General features: G+C 69.4%; 23 protein-coding genes and 2 riboswitches. Of the genes, 9 read left to right on the top strand and 14 right to left on the bottom strand.

What is annotated here, in order from left to right; translation table 11 throughout:
- The 4 genes from ACWCO2_RS09625 to ACWCO2_RS09640 form a co-directional block, all read right to left on the bottom strand.
- Positions 1-257, bottom strand: a 257-nt coding sequence (locus tag ACWCO2_RS09625) for a transposase (RefSeq protein ID WP_450127288.1), incomplete at its 3' end; no start/stop codon positions are given.
- A gap of 209 nt (positions 258-466) precedes the next feature.
- Positions 467-1,000: a hypothetical protein gene (locus ACWCO2_RS09630; RefSeq protein ID WP_450127289.1), complete on the bottom strand. Its 534-nt coding sequence runs from the start codon at positions 998-1,000 to the stop codon at positions 467-469.
- A 367-nt stretch (positions 1,001-1,367) separates the two neighbouring features.
- On the bottom strand, positions 1,368-2,483 hold the full coding sequence (ald, locus tag ACWCO2_RS09635) for an alanine dehydrogenase (RefSeq protein ID WP_450127290.1): 1,116 nt from the start codon (positions 2,481-2,483) through the stop codon (positions 1,368-1,370).
- Positions 2,484-2,817: 334 nt separating this feature from the next.
- Entirely contained in the window at positions 2,818-4,374 is a 1,557-nt protein-coding gene (locus tag ACWCO2_RS09640) for a PucR family transcriptional regulator (RefSeq protein WP_450127291.1), read from the bottom strand.
- A 113-nt stretch (positions 4,375-4,487) separates the two neighbouring features.
- Positions 4,488-4,582: riboswitch (glycine riboswitch) on the top strand.
- A riboswitch (glycine riboswitch) is annotated at positions 4,583-4,680 on the top strand. It abuts the riboswitch before it with no gap.
- 55 nt (positions 4,681-4,735) lie between these two features.
- On the opposite strand from ACWCO2_RS09640, the gene gcvH reads away from it, so the two are divergent.
- A complete protein-coding gene (gene gcvH / locus ACWCO2_RS09645) occupies positions 4,736-5,107 on the top strand; it encodes a glycine cleavage system protein GcvH (RefSeq protein ID WP_450127292.1) in 372 nt (123 codons plus the stop codon).
- Between the two features lie 26 nt (positions 5,108-5,133).
- On the top strand, positions 5,134-6,486 hold the full coding sequence (locus ACWCO2_RS09650; protein WP_450127293.1) for an L-serine ammonia-lyase: 1,353 nt from the start codon (positions 5,134-5,136) through the stop codon (positions 6,484-6,486).
- 47 nt (positions 6,487-6,533) lie between these two features.
- On the opposite strand, the gene ACWCO2_RS09655 is transcribed toward ACWCO2_RS09650, so the two are convergent.
- Both ACWCO2_RS09655 and ACWCO2_RS09660 read right to left on the bottom strand, forming a co-directional pair.
- The gene (locus ACWCO2_RS09655; protein WP_450127294.1) at positions 6,534-6,851 is read right to left on the bottom strand and encodes a DMT family transporter; all 318 of its coding nucleotides are present in this window, start codon (positions 6,849-6,851) and stop codon (positions 6,534-6,536) included.
- 19 nt (positions 6,852-6,870) lie between these two features.
- Entirely contained in the window at positions 6,871-7,611 is a 741-nt protein-coding gene (locus tag ACWCO2_RS09660) for an SDR family NAD(P)-dependent oxidoreductase (protein ID WP_450127295.1), read from the bottom strand.
- A 138-nt stretch (positions 7,612-7,749) separates the two neighbouring features.
- Here ACWCO2_RS09660 and ACWCO2_RS09665 point away from each other — a divergent pair, with 138 nt between their 5' ends.
- Positions 7,750-8,361 (top strand): TetR/AcrR family transcriptional regulator, encoded by a 612-nt coding sequence (locus ACWCO2_RS09665; RefSeq protein WP_450127296.1) that lies wholly within the window; start codon positions 7,750-7,752, stop codon positions 8,359-8,361.
- 40 nt (positions 8,362-8,401) lie between these two features.
- Here the strand turns inward: ACWCO2_RS09665 and ACWCO2_RS09670 are convergent, their stop codons facing one another.
- From ACWCO2_RS09670 to ACWCO2_RS09680, 3 genes are all read right to left on the bottom strand, one after another.
- Positions 8,402-8,734, bottom strand: coding sequence for a DUF202 domain-containing protein (locus tag ACWCO2_RS09670; protein WP_450127297.1), 333 nt, complete (start codon positions 8,732-8,734; stop codon positions 8,402-8,404).
- Between the two features lie 2 nt (positions 8,735-8,736).
- Entirely contained in the window at positions 8,737-9,129 is a 393-nt protein-coding gene (locus ACWCO2_RS09675; protein WP_450127298.1) for a YidH family protein, read from the bottom strand.
- Between the two features lie 74 nt (positions 9,130-9,203).
- Positions 9,204-9,614: an SSI family serine proteinase inhibitor gene (locus ACWCO2_RS09680; RefSeq protein ID WP_450127299.1), complete on the bottom strand. Its 411-nt coding sequence runs from the start codon at positions 9,612-9,614 to the stop codon at positions 9,204-9,206.
- A gap of 286 nt (positions 9,615-9,900) precedes the next feature.
- Between ACWCO2_RS09680 and ACWCO2_RS09685 the strand changes: the two genes are divergently transcribed.
- Entirely contained in the window at positions 9,901-11,217 is a 1,317-nt protein-coding gene (locus ACWCO2_RS09685) for an MFS transporter (protein WP_450127300.1), read from the top strand.
- A gap of 39 nt (positions 11,218-11,256) precedes the next feature.
- On the opposite strand, the gene ACWCO2_RS09690 is transcribed toward ACWCO2_RS09685, so the two are convergent.
- The 4 genes from ACWCO2_RS09690 to ACWCO2_RS09705 form a co-directional block, all read right to left on the bottom strand.
- Entirely contained in the window at positions 11,257-11,613 is a 357-nt protein-coding gene (locus ACWCO2_RS09690; protein WP_450127301.1) for a VOC family protein, read from the bottom strand.
- Between the two features lie 81 nt (positions 11,614-11,694).
- Positions 11,695-13,398, bottom strand: coding sequence for an AMP-dependent synthetase/ligase (locus ACWCO2_RS09695; RefSeq protein ID WP_450127302.1), 1,704 nt, complete (start codon positions 13,396-13,398; stop codon positions 11,695-11,697).
- Between the two features lie 115 nt (positions 13,399-13,513).
- Positions 13,514-14,230: a MerR family transcriptional regulator gene (locus ACWCO2_RS09700; protein WP_450127303.1), complete on the bottom strand. Its 717-nt coding sequence runs from the start codon at positions 14,228-14,230 to the stop codon at positions 13,514-13,516.
- Positions 14,231-14,308: 78 nt separating this feature from the next.
- Positions 14,309-15,235: a hypothetical protein gene (locus ACWCO2_RS09705; RefSeq protein ID WP_450127304.1), complete on the bottom strand. Its 927-nt coding sequence runs from the start codon at positions 15,233-15,235 to the stop codon at positions 14,309-14,311.
- Positions 15,236-15,393: 158 nt separating this feature from the next.
- Between ACWCO2_RS09705 and ACWCO2_RS09710 the strand changes: the two genes are divergently transcribed.
- The gene (locus tag ACWCO2_RS09710) at positions 15,394-16,095 is read left to right on the top strand and encodes an SAM-dependent methyltransferase (RefSeq protein ID WP_450127305.1); all 702 of its coding nucleotides are present in this window, start codon (positions 15,394-15,396) and stop codon (positions 16,093-16,095) included.
- A gap of 86 nt (positions 16,096-16,181) precedes the next feature.
- On the opposite strand, the gene ACWCO2_RS09715 is transcribed toward ACWCO2_RS09710, so the two are convergent.
- A complete protein-coding gene (locus ACWCO2_RS09715) occupies positions 16,182-16,655 on the bottom strand; it encodes a MerR family transcriptional regulator (protein WP_450127306.1) in 474 nt (157 codons plus the stop codon).
- Between the two features lie 216 nt (positions 16,656-16,871).
- Here ACWCO2_RS09715 and ACWCO2_RS09720 point away from each other — a divergent pair, with 216 nt between their 5' ends.
- The 4 genes from ACWCO2_RS09720 to ACWCO2_RS09735 all read left to right on the top strand — a co-directional run bounded on the left by ACWCO2_RS09720 (position 16,872) and on the right by ACWCO2_RS09735 (position 21,309).
- Positions 16,872-18,002 carry a CaiB/BaiF CoA transferase family protein gene (locus ACWCO2_RS09720; RefSeq protein WP_450127307.1) on the top strand — a complete coding sequence of 377 codons (1,131 nt, stop codon included), beginning with the start codon at positions 16,872-16,874 and terminating at the stop codon, positions 18,000-18,002.
- Between the two features lie 31 nt (positions 18,003-18,033).
- Positions 18,034-19,218, top strand: a complete 1,185-nt coding sequence (locus ACWCO2_RS09725; RefSeq protein ID WP_450127308.1) for an acyl-CoA dehydrogenase family protein — start codon at positions 18,034-18,036, stop codon at positions 19,216-19,218.
- Positions 19,219-19,314: 96 nt separating this feature from the next.
- On the top strand, positions 19,315-20,463 hold the full coding sequence (locus ACWCO2_RS09730) for an alkaline phosphatase family protein (RefSeq protein WP_450127309.1): 1,149 nt from the start codon (positions 19,315-19,317) through the stop codon (positions 20,461-20,463).
- Positions 20,464-20,466: 3 nt separating this feature from the next.
- On the top strand, positions 20,467-21,309 hold the full coding sequence (locus ACWCO2_RS09735; protein WP_450127310.1) for an oxygenase MpaB family protein: 843 nt from the start codon (positions 20,467-20,469) through the stop codon (positions 21,307-21,309).
- Positions 21,310-21,329 lie beyond the last annotated feature (20 nt).

Raw genomic sequence — 21,329 nt, forward strand, 5'->3', positions numbered from 1 at the left:
GGCGACGTCTCACGCCCGGCCCGGCGCCGCAGTTCATCGCGCAGCGTGTCGTGGATCCGGTCGATCGTGCCGTCGGCACTCCAGACCCGAAACCACCGGTAAGCCGCGTCCCACGGCAGCAGATCGCGAGGGATCATCCGCCACTGACACCCCGACCGCAGCACGAACAAGATCCCGTCCAGCACCACACGATCGCCGTATTTGCGCTGCCTGCCGCCCTTTTCCCGAGCCCGCACCGGCATCAACGGTCCCAGCACGGCCCACACCTCATCGCTGAGACTGGACGGATAACATGAACGGCGGTCATCCCCGCCGGTATCGCAGTTGCACACACAACACGATCACCACGGGGATGACCCTTTTTACTGCCTCGACACGCCCAACATGATCAACAACACGTCACCCCACGTGCCGAACCAGTTACCCAACAGCCTCTAAGAACCCGTCTGACGAACGAAGGCAGGTTCTAAGGCCATTGGATGCCGCGGTCGATCACCGAGGCGCGGTGGATCTTGTGGTGATCGGTTTCGAGGTGTCCGCCGGCCGGGGACGGGGTCGGCGGCCCGACGGTCAGGTCGGGGCGGATGAACTCGTTGGTTTCCCAGTCGCTGGGACCGCTACCGACCGAGGACACGATCGGCTCCGGGATGACCTCGACGTCGGTCTCCGGCTGGGCGGGTTTGCGGCGCAACTTCCGGCGCAGCGCGTCCATCCGATTGGTGCGCATCGGCGTGCCGGAGTGATCGCCGATGAGCTGCCGGTGCGCGGTCAACCACACCGTGCACGGCCACGGCCGGCTGCGCAGCGTGCCCTGGCAGGACGGGCACCGGCCGTCCTCGCCGGGCTGGTGTTCGTCGAGCAGTGCCCGGAACCCGGCGGTGAGCCGGTAGAGCTCGGAACGGGCGACCGGGAGCAGCACTTCGGCGGCGGCGTCGTCCACCACCCGGTCCAGGTTGTCGAGCCGGTCGAGCACTGCCTTGCGTAACGCCGTGTCCGCCACATCGCCTCCCGCCGCAGTCGTTCGGCAACCCACTTCCGGGCTGCCCCAACGGGTGACATCGGCAGGCGGTGTCCACGCCTGCACGGCCAGGGCGCAGGGCTCACTCCATCGAGTGGTTATCGATTCGGCTTGAAAATGCCCGCCGAGCGGTCGCGCAGCTCGTCGGCAAACGGCCGAGCGTGTCCTACACTGACGGTGGCGGCCTGCTCCCGGTGACCCCCAGGCTGGTTGAGCGGGCCGCCCCGCGTGTGCCCGCCTTTTGCCGCGAGTCAGTTTTGCCCTAAACCTGACGGACTCACACCACTGCGCCTGGATGTGCGAAAACCCCGCTGCCGGCTTGCGGTGGTGGGGTTTTCGCGGTTCGGGATCAGCCGAGGATGTCGGTGATCGGGGTGCTGGTTCGGTTGTGGGCTTCGGCGACCGGGGCGTTGACGAGGTGGCCTTCGTGGGTGTTGAGGCCTACCGCCAGGGCCGCGTCCGTTCGGGAGGCTTCGCGCCAGCCCTGGTCCGCGATGCGCAGGACGTAGGGGAGGGTGACGTTGGTCAGGGCGTGGGTCGAGGTGTTGGGGACCGCACCCGGCATGTTCGCCACGCAGTAGAAGACCGAGTCGTGGACCCGGTAGGTCGGGTCGTCGTGGGTGGTCGCGCGGGAGTCGGCGAAGCAGCCGCCCTGGTCGATCGCGATGTCCACCAGCACGCTGCCCGGCTTCATCTCCGACACCAGGTGGTTGGAGACCAGCTTCGGCGCCTTCGCGCCCGGGATCAGCACCGCGCCGATGACCATGTCGGCGGCGCGCACCGCCTGCTCGACGGAGTAGCGGTTGGAGGTCACCGTGCGGATCTGGCCGTGGAAGTCGCGGTCGATCTCGCGCAGCTTGTCGACGTTGGTGTCCAGCAGCTCCACGTCGGATCCCATGCCCATCGCGACGCGCGCGGCGTTGAGGCCCGCGACACCGCCGCCGATCACCAAGACCCGCGCCGGGTGCACGCCCGGGACACCGCCCGGCAGCACGCCGCGGCCACCGCTCGGGCGCATCAGCGAGTAGGCGCCGACCTGCGGGGCGAGTCGACCGGCGACCTCGCTCATCGGCGCGAGCAGCGGCAGGCTGCCGTCGGCGGTCTGCACGGTTTCGTAGGCGATGCCGGTGACGCCGGAGTTCAGCATCGCGTCGGTCAGCGCGGCGTCGGCGGCCAGGTGCAGGTAGGTGAACAGCACCTGGTCGCGGCTCAGCCGAGGGTACTCCTCGGTGATCGGCTCCTTGACCTTGAGCACCAGCTGACCTTCGGACCACACGTCGTCGGCGCTGGGCAGGACCTTCGCGCCCGCGGCGAGGTAGTCCTCGTCCGGGATGGAGGAGCCGGCGCCCGCGTTGGCCTCGACGAAGACGTCGTGCCCGCGGCTGTTCAGCTCGTGGACGCCCGCGGGCGTGAGCGCTACCCGGTACTCGTTGTTCTTGATCTCGCGCGGGACGGCGATCTTCACGGCGGAATCCTTTCGTCACCTGTGTTGCGCACAACGATCCGTCGCCGATTCCGGGGGCGCATCATGCCCACGCGATGAGATTGCCCCGACCCCCTTGTGCTCGCAGCACAACCGCTCAAGGCCTGTTACTGGCTGCGTTTCTCGGGTGGTCGCTTGGCGGAACCTGAGCGGTTCCCTGGACTGCGGGTGCCCCTCCTGATGTATGACCAATACACGGCGGAGGGGCCGTCCTCGCCAGGAAACCGCTCAGAGCCCGCCGGTGGCCACCCTGCGAAGGGGGATGCAAGCGGCTACGCCGCTTCCACAAGCGCGGACGGCATACGCCGGCAGGCTCTCAGCCGTGTTGCGCCCAGCGTTCGGCGAGCAGTTGGACCAGCAGAGCCGAGCGGACGTCCGGGTCGTCCAGGTCGATGTCGACGAGTTGGGCGAGCCGTTTCATCCGGTAGCGGAAGGTGTTCGGGTGCACGTTCAGCTCCTGGCTCGCCTGCCGCGGGTCGCCGGGGTGGCGCAGCCAGGCGCGCAGCGTCGCCAGGTACTCGGTGCCCTGGGTGCGGTCGTGCTCGCGCATGACTTGCAGTGGTCCCAGCGCGCCGATGCCCGCGTCGGTCGCCGCGCCCGCCATGCGGCTGAGCACCAGCAGGTGCCAGTAGTCCTCGTAGACCGCGACCCGTTCCTGCAGCTTGCCGGTGCGCAGCAGGCTGACCAGCTCTTCGGCCTGCGACCGCGACTGGTGCAGGTCCGCCACCGCCACCGAGGTGCCCACCGCGATCAGCGGGCGCGGTGACATGTCGTGCGAGGCGAGCGCAGTGCGCAGCTCCAGCCAGCCGCCGCGGTCGCCGCGGTCCGGCACCACCGCGTAGAGCATCGTGCCGATCTCGGTGACCAGCGGCCGGCGGCCGATCCCGCGCGTGATCCACTCCCACAGCGCCAACCGGTGCCCTTCGGCGGGCCCGGCTGAGGCGGGCATCTCGATCGCGATCACCCGGTGTCGCTCGTTCGGGACGGCCAGTTCGTTGGCCGCGACCCGCCAGCCCTCGCCGCCGTCCAGCAGCAGCCGCACCTGCTCCGCGCTGCGCCGCCGCTCGGCGTCGGCCACCGCCCGCCAGCGCAGCAGCTGCAGCGCGACCAGGTGTGCGGTGTCGGCGAACGCCGTCGCACGCTCCTCGGAAACCTCCTCGGGCACCACCGCCCACATGGATCCGAGCAGCTCGCCGCCCATCCTGATCGGCACGACCAATCGGGGCAGCGTGCCGTCCTGCTGGGCGGGCACGAAGATCGCCGAACTGCCCTTGCTGAGCTTGCGGAAGGTGCCGTACGCCCGGAACTTGGCCAGCACGTCGTCCGGCTGCCTGCGCCCCATGATCGTCGAGACCCGCGCGGGATCGGTGAGGTCCTGCCGGGCCGAGTAGGCCAGCACCTGGGAGCGCGCGTCCTCGATCGTGACCGGCGCGTCCACCACGTCGGCCACCGCGTCGGCGAGCCGGAACAGATCGCCGACCCCGGGGCTGCGCGCGCCCGCCTCGTCGATGTCGGTCCCGGCCAGCGCCGCCCTGATCAGCCAGACCAGCTGGGCCCACGCGGTCTCCGACCGGACCTCGACCAGCGCGACCCCGGCCGCCTCGGCCGCGGCGACGATGCGCTCATCGGCGGAGACCGGCGGTTTCAGCAGCACCGCCGAAGCGCCCCGGTCGCCGCAGACGCGCACCAGTGACGCCGCCTGCTCGCGGTCCGCGACGGCCACGCCCAGCACGAGGTCGCCGTCGACGACGGTCAGGTGCTGGTCGGGTTCGGCGATGACCACGTCGCCGACGCACGCGGTCGATTCCGGGACGACCACCGAGCGCAGCAGGGTCGGGCCGACCCGTTCGACCAGTGCTCGGACGTCGAGCATCACCGGCCTCCTGGAGAAGCGGCCGCCTTGGCGGTCAGTTGGGGAGGGCATTGTGACACCAAGACAGGCACGTTTATCGTTGCTGAGCAGTCTGACAATCGCATACTGGCCGTCGACCCCGTGCGGGAGAGACCTCGTACCAGCTGCGAGGCGCCGAAGGAGCAAGACTCCCCACAAACTCTCAGGCACCCATGACCGTTCGGGCGAGGCAACTCTGGAAAGCGCGCGCCACCGCTGGCGCGCCACCCAAGGTGCAAGTCGCAGGTCTGCGGCGAAGCTCTCAGGTCCCGAAACAGAGGGGGAGGCCCAGCACATTTCCGGGCGCGCCCGCGCCCTCCGAGCAGCCTTGGAGCCTCCCACCATGTCCCTGCCGCAGAACCTGCGCTACACCGAAGAGCACGAGTGGATCGAGGACCGCGACGAGCTGGTCCGCATCGGCATCACCGACCACGCCGCCGAGGCGCTCGGCGACATCGTCTTCGTGCAGCTGCCGGAGGTCGGCGAGCAGATCGAGGCCGGGCAGACCTGCGGTGAGATGGAGTCCACCAAGTCCGTGAGCGACCTGTTCGCGCCGGTCACCGGCGAGGTCGTGGCGATCAACGAGTCCGTTGTGGATGATCCCGCGCTGGTCAACGCCGAGCCGTTCGCCGGCGGTTGGCTGCTGGAGGTGCGCGCCACCGGTACCGGTGCTGTGCTCACCGCGGAGCAGTACGCCGAACTGATCGGGCAGTAGGACCCGGGCAGCAGCGGAGGCGATCAATGGCGATCAGTGTCTTCGACCTGTTCTCAGTGGGCATCGGACCGTCCAGTTCGCACACCGTGGGACCGATGCGGGCGGCCAAGCGATTCGCGCGACGACTGCGCGACGCGGGCCGGTTGCCGCAGGTCACGCGGGTCAAGGCGGAGCTGTTCGGTTCGTTGGGGGCGACCGGCCACGGGCACGGCAGCCCGAAGGCGGTGCTGCTGGGCCTGGAGGGCCACAGCCCGGAGGTCGTCGATCCGGCCGCGGTGGCGGACCGGGTCGTCGAGATCGGCGAGACGGGGCGGCTGTGCCTCGACGGGACGCACGAGATCCGGTTCAGCTCGGACCGCGATCTGGTGATGCACCGCCGCAGGTCGCTGCCGGTGCACCCGAACGGCATGCGGTTCACCGCCTTCGCCGGGGACGCCGAGCTGGACAGCGCGGTGTACTACTCGGTGGGCGGTGGTTTCGTCGTCGACGAGGACGCGACCGGGTCCGACCGGATCAAACCGGACGAGACCGAGCTGCGGCTGCCATTCCGCACCGGCATGGAACTGCTCGAGCGCGCCGCGGAGTCCGGCCTGTCCATCAGCGGCGTCATGCTGGCCAACGAGCTGTCCTGGCGCGGCGAGGACGCCGTGCGCAAGGAACTGCTGGACATCTGGCACGTCATGCGGGAGTGCGTGGACAACGGCTGCCGCAACACCGGTGAACTCCCGGGCGGGCTGAAGGTCAAGCGGCGGGCGGCGGAGCTGGCCGCGCTGCTGACCGATCAGGACGACCCGCTGGAGTGGGTCACGCTCTTCGCGCTCGCGGTGAACGAGGAGAACGCGGCCGGTGGGCGAGTGGTGACGGCGCCGACCAACGGTGCGGCGGGCATCGTCCCGGCGGTGCTGCACTACTACACCCGGTTCGTACCCGGTGCGGACGACGACGGTGTGGTGCGGTTCCTGCTGGCAGCCGGGGCTGTCGGGGTGCTGTTCAAGGAGAACGCCTCGATCTCCGGGGCCGAGGTCGGGTGCCAGGGCGAGGTCGGTTCGGCGTGCTCCATGGCTGCGGCCGGGCTTGCCGAGGTGCTCGGCGGGACGCCGCGTCAGGTGGAGAACGCCGCCGAGATCGCGATGGAGCACAACCTCGGGCTCACCTGCGATCCCATCGGCGGTCTGGTGCAGATCCCGTGCATCGAGCGCAACGCGGTGGCCTCGGTCAAGGCGATCACGGCGGCGCGGATGGCGATGCGTGGTGACGGCAACCACTTCGTCTCGCTGGACAAGGTGATCAAGACGATGCGGGAGACCGGCCGGGACATGAAGGTCAAGTACAAGGAGACCGCCCGCGGCGGACTCGCGGTCAACGTCATCGAGTGCTGATTCGGTGCGGGCGGTGGCAGGGGTTCCCCCGTCCCCGCCCGCGCCGCTCAGGCTTCGACGAATTTGAGGCCGGCGATGCCAACCACGATCAACGTCAAGAACGCCAGGCGCGGCCACGTCACGGGTTCACCGAAGGTGAGCATGCCCACGACGGCGACGCCGACCGTGCCGATGCCGACCCAGATCGCGTAGGCGCTGCCGACCGGCAGGTGCTTCAACGCCAACGACAGCATCCCGAGGCTGATCATGGCGACCCCGATTCCCACGACCGCGGGCCACAGCCGGGTCATGCCTTCGGCGTGCTTCAACGCCAGCGACCAGACGATCTCGAGCAGCCCGGCGACGATGAGGATGACCCAGGGCATTCCGGTGTCCTCCCCGCTCTCAGGCGTTGGCGCCGGCGTCGACTGTGATCGAGGTGCCGGTGATGTTCCGTCCGGATTCGCCGGCCAGGTGCGAGACGGTGGCCGCGATGTCGGCGGGGGTCGAGTAGCGGCCGAGCGCGGTCAGCGCCCGTTCGGCGTCGGCGTCCGTCCCGTCGGCCGGGTTCATCTCGGTGTCCGTGGAGCCGGGGTGGACGACGTTGGCCGTGATGCCATGCAGGCCCAGGTCGCGGGCGAGGCCCTTGGTGAAGCCGATCAACGCGGACTTGCTCAGCGAGTACAGGCTCAGACCGGGGCCGGGAACCCGTTCGGCCAGATTGCTCCCGATGTTGATGATCCGCCCGCCCTCGGGCAGGTGCTCGACAGCAGCCCGCACGGCTACGAACACCGCGCGCACGTGGACGGAGACGGTTTCGTCGAACTGCTCGAGGGTCAGCTCGTCGATCGGCGCGCAGGTGAAGATCCCGGCGTTGTTGACCAGGACGTCCAGTCGGCCGAACTCGTCGACCGTCTGCCGCACCGCTCGTGCCACCGCGTCGACATCGGAGGCCGGGGCGGCGATCGCCAGGCCTCGGCGGCCGGTCTCCTCGATCTTCCCGACGACGGCGTCGGCCCGATCGGCAGCGGTGTTGTAGGTGATCGCGACGTCGGCGCCGTCGGTGGCCAGTCGTTCGGCGATACCGGCGCCGATCCCGCGCCCGCCGCCGGTCACCAGTGCAACCTTGCCCGTTAGAGACCCCATGAGCACCTCATATTTCTGTATCGAACGATATATAAATGGCTAGCACGGGTTATCCTGGGTGTCAACGAGGTGGGAGCTGCGGCGTCGGCCGGAACCGGGTCGGCGATGATGACCGCTCCGAGATCAGAGGAGTGTGAGATGCCGCCGCCAGGTCGACCGCGCAGTTTCGACCGCGAAACCGCGCTGCATGCCGCGATGGAGCTGTTCTGGGAGAGGGGTTACGAGGCGACGGCGCTGAGCGACCTCACCGCGGCGATGGGCATCAGCTCACCGAGCCTCTACGCGGCCTTCGGCTCCAAGGAGGGCCTGTTCCGCGAGACGATCGCGCTCTACAACAGCGCCGACGAAGCCGTGGGCGAACATTCGCTCCAGAAGCACCCGACCGCGCGCCAGGCGATCGAAGCCATGCTGCGCGACAACGCCGACGCCTACGTGGACCCCAGCACGCCGAGGGGCTGCATGGTCGTGCTCTCGGCGACCAACTGCGGCCCGGACAACCAGCGAGTCCAGGAATTCCTGGCCGAGTGCCGCAAGGACGACTACCGGGCGGTGCACGCACGACTGGAACTCGCGGTCGCCGAAGGCGACGTACCGGCCGGTGCGGACATCGCGGCGATCGCCTCGTTCTACCTGACTGTGCTGCAAGGTTTGTCGATCCAGGCTTGCGACGGCTGCTCCCGCGAAACCGCGCACGCGATCATCGACTGCGCGATGTCGGCGTGGCCCGGCCTGGTCGGCGCATCGCAGTAGTGCCCGGAGTTTTCGGGATCGTCCACACTGGAGCGTTTGGTCAGGCGAACAGCACGTAAGCCAAGCCCGAGCAGCCCGCCAGCCCAGCCAGCGCGGTCATCGCGGCCGGTAGTGCGCCGCCGGGGAGCGGGATGCGGGCGTGCAGGCGTTGCTCGCTGGTGAGATGGCGGCGCCAAACCAGCCAGGTGATCGCGAGCCCGAGCGGCAACGTCAGCACGGTGAAGATCAGCGCGGTCAGGACGTTCTCGTGCGCCAGGAGGCGCAGCAGCACCAGCGTCCCCACGATGAACGCGAGTGTCGTCCGCAACCACGCGAGGGTGGTGCGTTCGATCTGCAAGCCCGGATCCCACGGGCTGTCGGGCCGGTCCGCCACGATCAGATCCCGGTGACGAACAGCAGGACGCAGGCGGTCACGCCGATCACGCCGAGCCCGTACCCGAGCACCGGTGCCAAGCGCGGAGCGGGCAGCGGACGTCCCTGCCGCAGGGCGCGTTCGGTGGACATCCACCGCGCGAAAGCCGTTGCGCTGCAAAGCACACCGGCGAGCAGCAGCATCACCGCCAGCGCGGTCCGGAGTGGATTCGGATGCTCGGTGACCACGTTGAGCGCCTCGATCCCGACCCCGCCGGCCATCAGCGCCAGCGCGGTGCGGATCCAGGCCAGGAAGGTGCGCTCGTTGGCGAGGGTGAACCGGGGATCCGGTTCGTCACCCTGCTCGTAGAGCTGCTTGGGCCAGCGCGGATCGCCAGCTTCCGAATCGGTCGCCATGCGCTCACCGTAACCTGCGTGCGGAGCGTGACTACGGCGTCGGGCCCCGCTAACCACGGGGCCCGACGCGTACGTCAGAAGGCGAACACCTTGCCCGTTGATGCCTCCGCGACGCACTGGTTCGAGTACGTCTTCTCGAACGTCACCGGTCGTCCTTGCCAGGTGCCGCGCGCGCTGAAGGTCACCGGCTGGTAGTTCAGGTTGCAGACCGCTTGGCCTGCGGTCAGCTGGTTCAGGTCGCCGTTGACCGCCTCGAGCGTCTGGCACGCCGAGCCGGCGTTCGGGTGCGAGCCGCCCACCGGATGACAGCTCAGCACCGTGGATCGCGGGGTTTCGCCGCGGTTCTGGCCGCTGACGGTGAGGTTCAGCATGCTCCCGTTCACGTCCGCCGCGGGTTCCGCGTTGGCCAGTGCCGGGACGAGCGCAGTGCCCGCAAGGGCCACTGCGGTGAGGAAGATGCGGCCGGTCAGCCGTGTGTCAACCATCTCGTCGATCCTCCTGGGTTTGGAGAGACATTCCGCTTCTCTTTATCGCCGCGGCCTTTCGAAGTGCGGCACCAAGCGCACCTGGACCACCGGAAAGGGGTTCGCCCGGCCAGGGTTGCTGCACGAACCGTCACAGAACGGAAGACGTCGACGAGACCCAGCATCGCTCGTCCGAGCGGCGGTGCGCGAAAAGGTGGTGGACCTTTCGATGATCGCTGCGCCATCGTGAGGCGCGAACCCCGCGGCGATCGCTCCCGGGGCGCTTTCGCGAGGGACAGGAGACGAGATGGCATCGGCACCCGCGGGTTCGGACCGCGTCGCGGTGCGCAAGGCCGCGTTCGCGAGCGCGGTGGGCAACACGATCGAGCTCTACGACTTCCTGATCTACGGCACTGCGGCGGCCGTGGTGTTCAACAAGCTGTTCTTCCCCTCCGGCGACCCGTGGGTGGGCGCGCTGCTGGCGTTCGCCACGTTCGGCGCCGGGTTCCTCGCCCGACCGCTGGGCGCCGCGGTCATCGGGCACTTCGGCGATCTGGTGGGCCGCAAGCGGATGCTGGTGATCACGTTGAGCGTGACGGGCGTGTGCACCGCGCTGATCGGTCTGCTGCCCACCTACCAGCAGGTCGGGGTGTGGGCGCCGCTGCTGCTCGTGACGCTGCGCCTGGTGCAGGGCTTCTTCCTCGGCGGCGAGCAGGGCGGCGCGGTGCTGATGGCGGTGGAGCACGCGCCGCCGAACCGTCAGGGCTGGTACGGCGGGTGGACCTTCCTGGGCTCGCCGACCGGGATGTTCCTGGCCACCGGTGCCTTCGCCGGGGCCACCGCCATCTCCGGCGACGAATTCCTCACCTGGGGCTGGCGGGTGCCGTTCCTGGTCAGCCTGGTGCTGGTCGGGGTGGGTCTGTACGTGCGGCTGCGGCTGGCCGAGAGCCCGGAGTTCGCGAAGATCCGTCAGCGCGGCGAGCGGGCCAGGATGCCGGTCGCGGAGGCGTTCTCGAACTCCTGGCGGCAGATCCTGCTGTCGGCCGGGGTGAACCTGGGCTTCAACACGTTCATCTTCATCCTGACCACGTTCCTGCTGACCTACGGCACCGAGAAGCTCGGCGCGACCCGCGACGTGATGCTGCTGGGCAGCCTGTGCGGGTCGGCGGCGCAGATCGCCGGGATCCTGCTGTTCTCCCACCTCTCGGACCGCCTCGGCCGCACCCGGGTGATGCTCGGCGGCGGGATCTTCCTCGCGGTGTACGCGTTCCCGATGTTCTGGTTGCTGGACACGGCGAACCCGGCGCTGATCGTGCTGGCGATGGCCCTGGGCTACGCGGGCTCGGCGGCGGTCTTCGGGCCGATGGCGGCGTTCTGCGCCGAATTGTTCGCCACGAAGGTCCGCTACACCGGGGTGTCCCTGGGCTACCAGAGCGGTTCGGTGCTCGGCGGCGGCTTGTCGCCGGTCGTGGCGACGGCGCTGCTCGGCCTGTCCGGCGGAGCGTCCTGGCCGATCGCCGCGTACCTGGTGATCGGCGCGCTGATCACGGTGACCTGCCTGGTGATCACCGGCGAACCCACCAGGTGGGCCCGATCCGACGAGCCCGAAACCGCGCAGGTGTGACAGTCCCGGGGCGGGTGGTGTGCCCGCCCACGGACGCCGTCAGATCTGCTGGGTGAGGTTCACGGCGTTGCCGTCCGGGTCCTTGATGTGCGCGACCCGCTGCCCCCACGGCATGTCGTTGGCCGGCCCCAGCACCTCGCCGCCTGCCGACTCGACCCGTTCGAGCAGCTCGTCGACGTTGTCGACGCTGAAGCTCAGCAGGATCCGGTTCGGCTCGCGGACCTTCACGTCCCTGTTGTTCACCAGCTCCAGCCGGTCCCCGTCGATGTCCAGGGCGACGAAGAAGGTGGGCCCGTCATCGGGTACGCGCGCAGTCTCCTGGGCACCGAACAACGCCTGGTAGAAGCCTTGCAATCGATCCAAGTCCGGTGTGATGACGATCGGTTGGATGGCCATGGTGGTCCCTTCCCAGCTCCTGGGTGAACGGTCTTCCGCGCAGTTGGACTCGCGATGCGACCGAAACTCATCGAAGCACGGTCAGGTGCCGTAGAGCTCGTCGATGACGTCGGCGTACTTCTCGTGGATCACCCGGCGCTTGAGCTTCAACGTCTGAGTCAGCTCGCCGTTCTCGACGCCCCAGGGGTGTGCGAGCACTCGGTAGCGCTTGACCTGTTCCGGGCGGTTCAGGCGCTCGTTCGCGGCAGCCACCGCGGTGGCCACTTCGGCCTGGACCGCCGGGTGCTCGGCGAGTTCGCCCAGCGATGCGAAGGCGATGCCGCGTTCGCGCGCCCACTTCGGCGCCGTTTCCTCGTCGAGCAACAGCAGCGCCACCAGGTAGGGCCGGCGGTCGCCGAACACCAGCGCATGCCCGAGCAGCGGATGCGCCCGCAGCGCGTTCTCCACCGCGGTGGGCGCGATGTTCTTGCCACCAGCCGAGATGATCAGTTCTTTCTCGCGATCGGTGATGGACAGGTACCCGTCCTCGTCGAGCACACCGACGTCGCCGGTGTGCAGCCACCCGGCGGCGTCGGTGATCGGCTCGATCGCACCGTCCGGTTCGAGGTAACCCGCGCACACCAGGGGACTGCGCACCAGCACCTCGCCGTCGTCGGCGATCCGCACCTCCACGCCCGGCAACGCCCGACCCACCGTTCCGGGACGGTGCGCCCCGGCGCGATTGGTCGTCGCGCAGCCGCTGGTCTCGGTCATGCCCCACAGCTCGAAGATGTCCACGCCGATGCTGCTGAACAGGTCCAGCAGCTCGCGGTCGATCGGCGCAGCACCGCTGGACGGCCACCCGGCGCGGTCCAGCCCGAGCCGGGTCCGCAGCCGCCGCCCGGCTTGCGAGCGCTGTTCGGCCGGGACGTCCCGGAGCGCGGCGGCGAGTTTCTCCCAAACCCGCGGGACGGCGAAGAACAGGTACGGCCGGGCGCGCCCCAGCGTCGCCGCCAGCTGCTGCTGGTCGGCGCAGAAGTGGACGTGGGCGACGTCGTGGATGGCCGCGTAGATCCCCACCATCCGCTCGGCGATGTGCGCCAGCGGAAGGTAGCTGATCCGCGTCGAGTGCCGTTCGGACTGCGTGGCCTGGTGCAGGGCGGCGGCCGAGAAGCAGATGTTGCGGTGCGTCAGCACCACGCCCTTCTGCTGACCCGTGGTGCCGGAGGTGTAGAGGATCGCGGCTGGATCCGCCGGACTGACGGCTGCCGAAGTCCGCTGCACCAGCTCGGGATCTTCCCGCAGCCGCTGCTCGCCGAGCGCCCGCAGCCGGTCCCAGGTCCGGAACCGCTCGTCGGCCGAGACCATCGCCTCCTCGTCGAGCACCACGACGTGCTCTACGTCGGAGGCGTTGCGCAGCGTTTTCGACCAGCGGCGCAGCTGGTCAGCGCCGTCGAGCAGGATCACCTTCGCGCGGTTGTGGTGGGCGACGTAGTGCACCTGGTCCTGGCTGAGAGTGGGGTAGAGGGTGCAGGGCACTGCGCCGAGGTGAGTGGCGGCGACGTCGATCAGCCAGTGCTCGACCCGGTTCGGCACCATGATCAGCAACGGCTGGCCGCGCTGCAGACCGAGCCCGGCGAGCCCGGCGGCCAGCACCTCGACCTCGTGGTGGGCTTGCTCCCAGGTCAGCGTGCGATCGCCGTCGGTCAGCGCGGGCTGCTGCGGGAATTCTGCGACGTTGCGCGAGAACAGCTGCGGGACTGTCGTTTCCAGCGCGTCGGCCGCCCACGTGTCCGAATCGCTCATCGCTGCCGAGCTCCCCTCGACGTGCCCAGTACGACGTGAAGCCGTGACGCGATGAAACCTCACCAAGCGCAGCGTTGGCCAGTGGGGAACTTGCCAATACGCCCAGCAGGCCGAATCAGACGTGGTTGCGGATGACGTCGTTGACCGCCCGCTGGAAGCCGTTGACCAGCGCCTGGATGGTCAGCGGGCGCAGCTGGTCGGTCGCGGACCGGACGCGTTCCCGCTCGTCCTGCGGGCGGCCGCGCTCGACGTAGGGGCGCAGGACGTTCGCGGCGAACAGTTCGCGCAGGTCGGCGGCGATCTGCGCGGTGTGCTGCTCGACGATCGTCTTGGCCTGCATCAGCATCTCCGACGGCAGGCCCAGGTCGAGGATCTGCAACCCGACGCCGAGCATCGCCGGGCTGGGCACGCGCAGCTTGGTGGATGCGGTGATCCGCTGCAGGATGCCGAGCTCGATGAGCAGGTCGATCAGCTCGTCGTCCAGGTGCCGCCCGGTGCGGCGGTCGAGTTCGTGGCGCTCGAGGTCCTCGGCGTGGTCGTCGGTCCACGGCGCGATGAGTGCGCGCTGCAGGGCGAGTTCGTCCGGCGAGGCGTCCTCGGGCAGCCGCGCCAGGTGCCGCTCGATCGCCGACAGGGTGAAGCCGAGCGTCTGCAGCTCCCGGATGAGGTCGAGTCGGGCGAGGTGGTCCCCGCCGTAGAGCCCGAGCCGGCCCCGCAGCCGAGGCGGTGGCAGCAGCCCGCGCGAAGAGTAGAACCGCACGGTGCGCACGGTGACTCCGGCGCGGGCGGCCAGTTCGTCGATGGTGAGCTCTTCGTCCGCAGATCGGAGCATGCGGGCAACGTTACTCCTCAACCGCTGTAACACCAACGCTGTCGCATAGAAGGTGCTCCTGACCTGCCTGCTCGAAGCTCAGGGAGCAGTGCGGTCCAGCCCGGCAGGTGGGCCGTCGAGAGGTTCGGCGCCTGCCTCTCGGAGGGCGGTCGTGGTGGCCTCGGCGTCTTGGCCGTGGACGGCGAGGTAGCGGCCCGCCAGTTCGGCGTGCGCCACCTCGTGGAGGGCGGTCCGGCCGTCTTCGGAGACCCGGATCTGCTCGAAGAAGTCGTCACGGGTATTCCCGACGACCTCCAATTCCCAGTCCTGGTTCCAGAGGAAGGCAGGAAGGAGGTCACCGGGCTCGCCGGGGAAGGACAGCCAGGTGACAGGGCGAGGAACCGCCCGGCCCGGTGAGCCCGGCCGGACCGTGACCCAGTCCTCCTCGCCGTCCACCGGTTGAGCGGGACGCAGTACGCCTACCAGCTCCTGGTTCTCCACGACTCGCATGACCGCCGGGTCCTCGAGGAGCCACTTGGCGATCTCCTCGGCGTGCTCGGCGGCGCTCCGCACGGTCTCGTCCTCGTGCTGGAGCGTCTGCCGGAGCACCCGCATCGTCTCGGGCTCGGGTTCCGCGCCGCCGACCGCCATCATCATCGGCACCAGGATCCAGGGTTGGCTGGCGATGTTCTCCTCGAGCTGCGCGCGCAGCGTCTGCTCGGTCCACGCCTGGAACCGGTCGCCGATGACCGCGCGAATGGCGATGGCCCGTTCCGAAGACACCGCCCGGACGAGCATCGCCCTGGTTCCGGTGTCGGGATCGACCGTGTCGATCAGCAAGTTGCCGCCGGACTCGTCGGCGTGGACATCGGCCACTGGCCCGCCGCCGAATCCGCCATTGCCGATCCGGGCAAAGGCCAAGCCCGTCCGGGCGGTCAGCTCAGCCAGCAGTTGATCGTCCACCGCGTCGCCGCTTCGCACGACCAGCGCGCACCTGTACGGCCCGCCCCGCATCATCGTGATCACGTTCGCCGATGGTAGTTGCGACCGGTGGGCACAGGTGGTCAATGACCAAGGTGGCCTGCCAGCAGTTCTGCTGATGACGGTCCAGGCAACGGCGGCCAGCGTCAGCAGGCCGTTCCCCGCGCACGTCATGACCTCATCGGACGTAAGGACTCCCAACAGTGGATCTTCCACGTAGCTTCACCATCCGCGAGAGCAGCCACCGCATCCACAACCCGTTCACCAGCGAGAAGCTGGCTGCTCTGGGGCAGGCGCTGCACTTGACCCCCGGGACGAGCGCGCTCGACCTCACCAGCGGTTCGGGCGAGACGCGGTGCGCCTGGGCACGCGCCCACGGCATCGTCGGGACCGGAGTCGACATCAGCACCGAGTTCACGGCCGGGGCTCGTGCCCGGGGAGCCGAACTCGGTGTTGCCGATCAAGTGGTTTTCATCCACGGCGATGCGTCGGGCCACGTCGCGGACGAACCCGTCGACCTCGCTGCGTGCGTCGGCGCCACCTGGATCGGCAACGGAGTGGCAGGCACGATCGATCTGCTGCGTCGCAGCCTCCGCGCCGGTGGCATCCTGCTGATCGGCGAACCGTACTGGCGTCGGGAACCCCTGGACCAGCGCACCGCCGAAGCGTGCCACGCCTGCAGCGAGGATGACTTCCTGCTGCTGCCCGAGCTGATCGAGCAGTTCGGCGAACTCGGTTGCGACGTCGTCGAGATGATGCTCGCCGACCAGGACAGCTGGGACCGGTACCAGGCCGCGCAGTGGCTCAACATCCGACGCTGGCTCGACCGGAATCCCGACGACGAGTTGGCCGACGCGTTGCGAGCCGAGCTCTCCGAGGAACCGGCCCGCTATGCCAGGTACTAGCGCGAGTGGGGAGTTTTCGCCCTCATGGACCGCTGACGGTCACGCAGAAGCTGGGGTCGGCAGCACGCTGCCGGCCCCAGCTCGCTTCACGACGTCTTGGTGTCTTCGCAGAGCCGGTCGGAGGTGGCGATCGCCGTCAGGTAGCGGCGCAGCGAGGCGACCCGGCGTTCCGCTTCGTCGGTCAACCGGTCCGCGATCTCCTGAACGGTCAGGCCGACCTCCTGGGCCAGCTTGGCGACCTTGATCCGGCATGCCGCCGACCGGTTGAAAACCCGGTAGTTGGCCCCGGTCCGCCCCGCCTCGATCACGCCGGTGCGCTCGTAGAAGCGCACCGCTGAAGGCGCGACCCCGGACTCGCGGGAGACCTCGCCGACGGTCAGGCCGACGGGCGGTGCGGCGGTCACGGCGCCGAAGTTCGTCATGGTGCGAACTCTTCGATTGCTGCGCCGGTCGTCAGCTCCAGCGGATGGTGTCCGGCGGCTCGCGTACTTCCGCAGGTGCTGGTGTTCGGCGTTGCCGTGCAACGGGAACCGGAAGCTCGACCCGTCCTGCCAGGTCATGGTCCGGGTGCGGAAGCTGATCTCCGGAGCACGGGGTTCGCGCGCCTGCGTCGAACCACGGCCGGTCCCCTTCCGCGGTTTCCCGGCTAACAGCGCGGAAAGTACCGGATCACCCGCGTAGCTGGTCGAAGCCTTGACGTCTGTTACACCAACGATGTAACACTAAATGCGTCGTGCTTCGTGTGCCGCGCGACACAGGCCGTGGAGAGGTGTGGCGTGACGCGAACAGGTGGACCGCTTGCCGGGATCAAGGTCGTGGAACTCGCCGGGCTCGGTCCGGCGCCGTTCTGCGCGATGCTGCTGGCCGACCTGGGCGCCGACGTGGTGCGGGTGGACCGGCCGACGGCGTCTGGCGGGGAGGGGGACTTGCTCAACCGCGGCAAGTGGTCCGTGCAGGTCGACCTCAAGCACGAGCGCGGCGCGGAAGCCGTGCTCGCCCTCGTGGAACAGGCCGATGTGCTGCTGGAAGGGCTGCGCCCCGGGGTCACCGAGCGCCTCGGAGTGGGGCCGGAGGACTGCTGGGCGGTCAACCCGAAGCTCGTCTACGGGCGGATGACCGGCTGGGGGCAGGACGGCCCGCTGGCGCCGACCGCCGGCCACGACATCGACTACATCTCGCTCAGCGGCATGCTGCACGCGATCGGCCGCAAGGGCGGTCCGCCGCAGGTTCCGGCGAACCTGCTCGGCGACTTCGGCGGCGGTGCGATGTACCTGGCCGTCGGGGTGCTGGCGGCGCTGCTGGAAGCGCGCACCAGCGGTCGCGGGCAGGTCGTTGACGCGGCCATCGTGGACGGTGCCGCGCACCTCGGCGCGATGCTGTTCGGGTTCCTGGGCAGCGGCGGGTGGAAGACCGAGCGCGGCACGAACCTGCTGGACACCGGCGCCCCCTACTACGACGTCTACGAAACCTCCGACGGCGAGTACGTCTCCGTCGGCGCGCTGGAACCGCAGTTCTACGCCGAACTGGTGCAGAAGTTGGGCTTGGCCGACGAGGTGCCCGACCGCGACGATCCGGCGAACTGGCCGCGGCTGCGCGAGATCTTCGCCGAGACGTTCCGGCAGCGCACCCGCCAGGAGTGGACTGAGGCGTTCGACGGATCCGACGCGTGCGTGGCCCCGGTGCTGTCCATGACCGAAGCCGAGAAGCACCCGCACGTCGCCGCCCGCGAAACCCTCGTGCGTCGCGACGGCGTGCTGCAGCCTGCCCCGGCACCCCGCTTCAGCCGCACCCCCAACCCCGAGCCGGGGCCGGTGGCCACGCCGGGCTCGGACACCGAAGTCGTGTTGCGGGACTGGAAGATCTCGCGCGAACTTCTCGACTCGGGCGCCTTCGGCGCGAAGCACTGACCAGCACGGATCGAATGGAGGTGTGAACCGAATGCGCAGGGAGTTGTTCGAGCCCGAGCACGAGGCGTTCCGCGAAACGGTGCGCACGTTCGTGCACAAGGAGCTCGTGCCGCACGTCGAGGAGTGGGAAGCGGCCGGGGTGGTCAGCCGGGAGGCCTGGTTGGCGGCCGGTGCGCAGGGGCTGCTCGGATTCGCCGTCGACGAGCGCTACGGCGGTGGCGGAGTCGACGACTTCCGGTTCAACGTCGTCTTCGGCGAGGAGCTGGTCAGCGCGGGCATCTCCGGGTTCGGATCCCCGCTGCACAACGACATCATCGCGCCCTACCTGATCAAGCTCGCCAACGAGGAGCAGAAGCAGCGCTGGCTGCCGGGCTTCTGCTCCGGCGAGACCATCAGCGCGATCGCCATGACCGAGCCGGGCGCGGGCAGCGACCTGCAGGGCATCCGCACCACCGCGGTGCGCGACGGAGGGGGCACCTCCCGCTCGAGCGGAGCCAAGAGTGGGGGAGAGTACATCCTCAACGGGCAGAAGACGTTCATCAGCAATGGCATTCTCGCCGACCTGGTGATCGTGGTGGCCCGCACCGACCCCGACCCCGACGCCGGGCACGAGGGCATCAGCCTGCTGGTCGTGGAACGCGGCATGGACGGCTTCGAGCGCGGCCGCAACCTGGACAAGATCGGCCAGAAGTCACAGGACACCGCGGAGCTGTTCTTCAACGACGTGCGGGTGCCGGCGAGCAACCTGCTCGGTGAGGAGGGCAAGGGCTTCATCTACCTGATGGAGAACCTGCCGCAGGAGCGCTTGTCGATCGCGGTCGCCTCGGCGGCCATCGCGGAGAAGATCCTGGGCGTCACCAAGGATTACTGCAAGGACCGCACCGCGTTCGGCCGCCCGATCGGCAAGTTCCAGCACATCCGCTTCGAGCTGGCCGAGATGGCCACCGAGGTCGAGGTGGGCCGGGTGTTCACAGACCGCTGCATCCAGGACCACGTGCGCGGGGAGCTCGACATCGAGCACGCCGCGATGGCCAAGTGGTGGCTCAGCGAGCTGAACAAGCGCGTGGTGGACCGCTGCCTGCAGCTGCACGGCGGGTACGGCTACATGATGGAGTACCCGGTCGCGAAGGCGTTCCTGGATTCCCGTATCCAGACCATCTACGGCGGCACCACCGAGATCATGAAGGAGATCATCGGCCGCTCGATGGGCTTCTGAGAGCTTGTCTGAAGAACTCGTTTTGCGTGGCGGTGCGCTGACCGACGCGCCGTCGGGCTCTAGCCGTCGGCGCACTTGCGTGGCAGGTTCGGTGGCATGGACTGGATTGTCGCTCCTGACGGGAACGGGCGAGCGCTGCCCGACGTCCTGCCGTCCCTGCTGGGCTCGATGGGGCTGGCCGGGTTCACCGACACCCTCGGCCTCCCGGAGTCCCGGCGCGCGGCGGCGCTGCTCGTCGACGGGCTCGGCTGCGACCTGCTGCGCGAGCACGCCGAGGACGCGCCGTTCCTGTCGAGCCTGCTGACCAGGCCGCCGCTGACGGCGGGATTCCCCACCACCACGGTCACCAGCATCACTTCGCTCGGCACCGGTCGCTGCGCCGGCGAGCACGGGATCGTCGGCTACACCTTCGCCGAACCGTCCGGTGGTCTGCTGCATCCGCTGAGCTGGGCATCCCGTGATCTTCCGGACCACCCGAGCCTGCTGGAGAGCTGGCCGCCGGAGCAGGTGCAGCCGACGGCGACGGTGCTGGAGCGGGCCGCGGCGGCCGGGGTCGACGTCCGGACCGCGGTGCCCGCCGAGTTCGCGGGAAGCGGCCTGACCCGTGCCGCGCTGCGGGGCGCGGAGTTCCGCGGACAACGCGCATTGGGTGATCTGGCAGCCGAAATCCTGGATGCGCTCAACGCCGACGGTCCTGGCCTTTGCTACGGCTACCACGGCCACCTCGACTTCCTGGGCCACGTGCACGGCCCGGGCTCGCTGCCGTGGCGGCTGCAGCTCACCCAGCTCGACCGGTTCGTGGCGACGCTCGCCGAGCGACTGCCATCCGGCGCAGTGCTCGCGGTGATCGCCGATCACGGCATGGTCGAAGTCGATCCGGACACCGCGTTCGACGCCGACACCGATCCCGCGCTGAGCGACGGTGTCCGGCTCCTCGGCGGTGAAGCGCGCGCCCGGCACGTCTACGCCGAACCCGGTGCCCGCGACGACGTGCTCGCCGCGTGGCGCGAGCGGATCGGCGAGAACGGCCTGGTGCTGACCGGCGAGCAGGCGATCGACGAGGGCTGGTTCGGCCCGGTGGTGGCCGATTCGGTGCGCCCGCGCATCGGCGACGTGCTGGCGATCATGCGCGTTTCCGGGGTAGTCCGGTCGGTGGCCGAACCGGGGGAGGCCGCGCTGCGCGGCCAGCACGGTTCCCTGACCGCAGCCGAGCAGCTCATCCCGCTGCTGGTGCTGGGCGGCTGAGCGATGGGCGACGAGGGGCTGTTCGGGCCGCGCACCGTCACCTGGCACCTGCACGCTGACCCGGCGATGTGGATCGCCGGGGTGTGCAGCCTCTACCTGCAAGCGCTGCACCCACGAGCTGTTGCCGCGGTGGTGCAGAACTCGCGGTTCCAGGACGACCCGCTGGGCCGCTTGATGCGCACCGGGAACTTCGTCGCCACCACGACTTACGGCACCACAGCCGAAACCGAGAACGCAGCGGAACGGGTCCGAGCGGTGCACCGCAAGCTGCGGGGAACCGACCGGCAGACCGGTGCGGAGATCAGGATCGACGAGCCGGAGCTGCTGCTGTGGGTGCACTGCGCGGAGGTCGCGTCCTTCGCCGGAGTGGTCCGCCGCGCCGGATTCCCGCTGACCACAGCCCAATTGGACCGGTACTTCGACGAGCAGCGCCGCTCCGCCGCGCTCGTCGGCCTGGACCCCGCGACGGTTCCTGGATCGAGCGAGGAGATGGCGGCCTACTTCGCGCGGATGCGACCGCAGCTCCGCCGCACCGAGGACTCCGACCTGATCTACAAGTTCCTGCACCGCCCGTTCGCGCCCTGGTGGCTGCTCCCGGTGAACCTCGGCTACCTGCCGCTCGGGCACCTGGCGTACTCGGTGCTGCCCGACTGGGCCCGCCGCGTCCACGGTCGCCCGGCGTACCCGCCGCCGGCGATCGCGTTCGGCCTGTGCAGCTTCCGCACGGCGATGCTGGCGGTCCCGGACCAACTGCGCTTCCGCTACCCCGGTGACCACGTGCAACGCGCCGTCGACCGCCTCGGCAAGGCCGCCCTACCGGCCGCCAGCGCCCTGAACGGGCTGTGACAAGGCGGAGATGCATCTAC

The sequence above is a fragment of the Saccharopolyspora sp. NPDC002376 genome (assembly GCF_053593195.1).

Coding starts and splice junctions, on each gene's coding strand:
- ACWCO2_RS09640 (WP_450127291.1), bottom strand. CDS start 4,374: ATGCTCGACGTCCGAGCACTGGTCGAACGGGTCGGCCCGACCCTGCTG.
- gcvH (WP_450127292.1), top strand. CDS start 4,736: ATGTCCCTGCCGCAGAACCTGCGCTACACCGAAGAGCACGAGTGGATC.
- ACWCO2_RS09650 (WP_450127293.1), top strand. CDS start 5,134: ATGGCGATCAGTGTCTTCGACCTGTTCTCAGTGGGCATCGGACCGTCC.
- ACWCO2_RS09655 (WP_450127294.1), bottom strand. CDS start 6,851: ATGCCCTGGGTCATCCTCATCGTCGCCGGGCTGCTCGAGATCGTCTGG.
- ACWCO2_RS09660 (WP_450127295.1), bottom strand. CDS start 7,611: ATGGGGTCTCTAACGGGCAAGGTTGCACTGGTGACCGGCGGCGGGCGC.
- ACWCO2_RS09665 (WP_450127296.1), top strand. CDS start 7,750: ATGCCGCCGCCAGGTCGACCGCGCAGTTTCGACCGCGAAACCGCGCTG.
- ACWCO2_RS09675 (WP_450127298.1), bottom strand. CDS start 9,129: ATGGCGACCGATTCGGAAGCTGGCGATCCGCGCTGGCCCAAGCAGCTC.
- ACWCO2_RS09680 (WP_450127299.1), bottom strand. CDS start 9,614: ATGGTTGACACACGGCTGACCGGCCGCATCTTCCTCACCGCAGTGGCC.
- ACWCO2_RS09685 (WP_450127300.1), top strand. CDS start 9,901: ATGGCATCGGCACCCGCGGGTTCGGACCGCGTCGCGGTGCGCAAGGCC.
- ACWCO2_RS09690 (WP_450127301.1), bottom strand. CDS start 11,613: ATGGCCATCCAACCGATCGTCATCACACCGGACTTGGATCGATTGCAA.
- ACWCO2_RS09695 (WP_450127302.1), bottom strand. CDS start 13,398: ATGAGCGATTCGGACACGTGGGCGGCCGACGCGCTGGAAACGACAGTC.
- ACWCO2_RS09700 (WP_450127303.1), bottom strand. CDS start 14,230: ATGCTCCGATCTGCGGACGAAGAGCTCACCATCGACGAACTGGCCGCC.
- ACWCO2_RS09715 (WP_450127306.1), bottom strand. CDS start 16,655: ATGACCTGGCAGGACGGGTCGAGCTTCCGGTTCCCGTTGCACGGCAAC.
- ACWCO2_RS09725 (WP_450127308.1), top strand. CDS start 18,034: ATGCGCAGGGAGTTGTTCGAGCCCGAGCACGAGGCGTTCCGCGAAACG.
- ACWCO2_RS09730 (WP_450127309.1), top strand. CDS start 19,315: ATGGACTGGATTGTCGCTCCTGACGGGAACGGGCGAGCGCTGCCCGAC.
- ACWCO2_RS09735 (WP_450127310.1), top strand. CDS start 20,467: ATGGGCGACGAGGGGCTGTTCGGGCCGCGCACCGTCACCTGGCACCTG.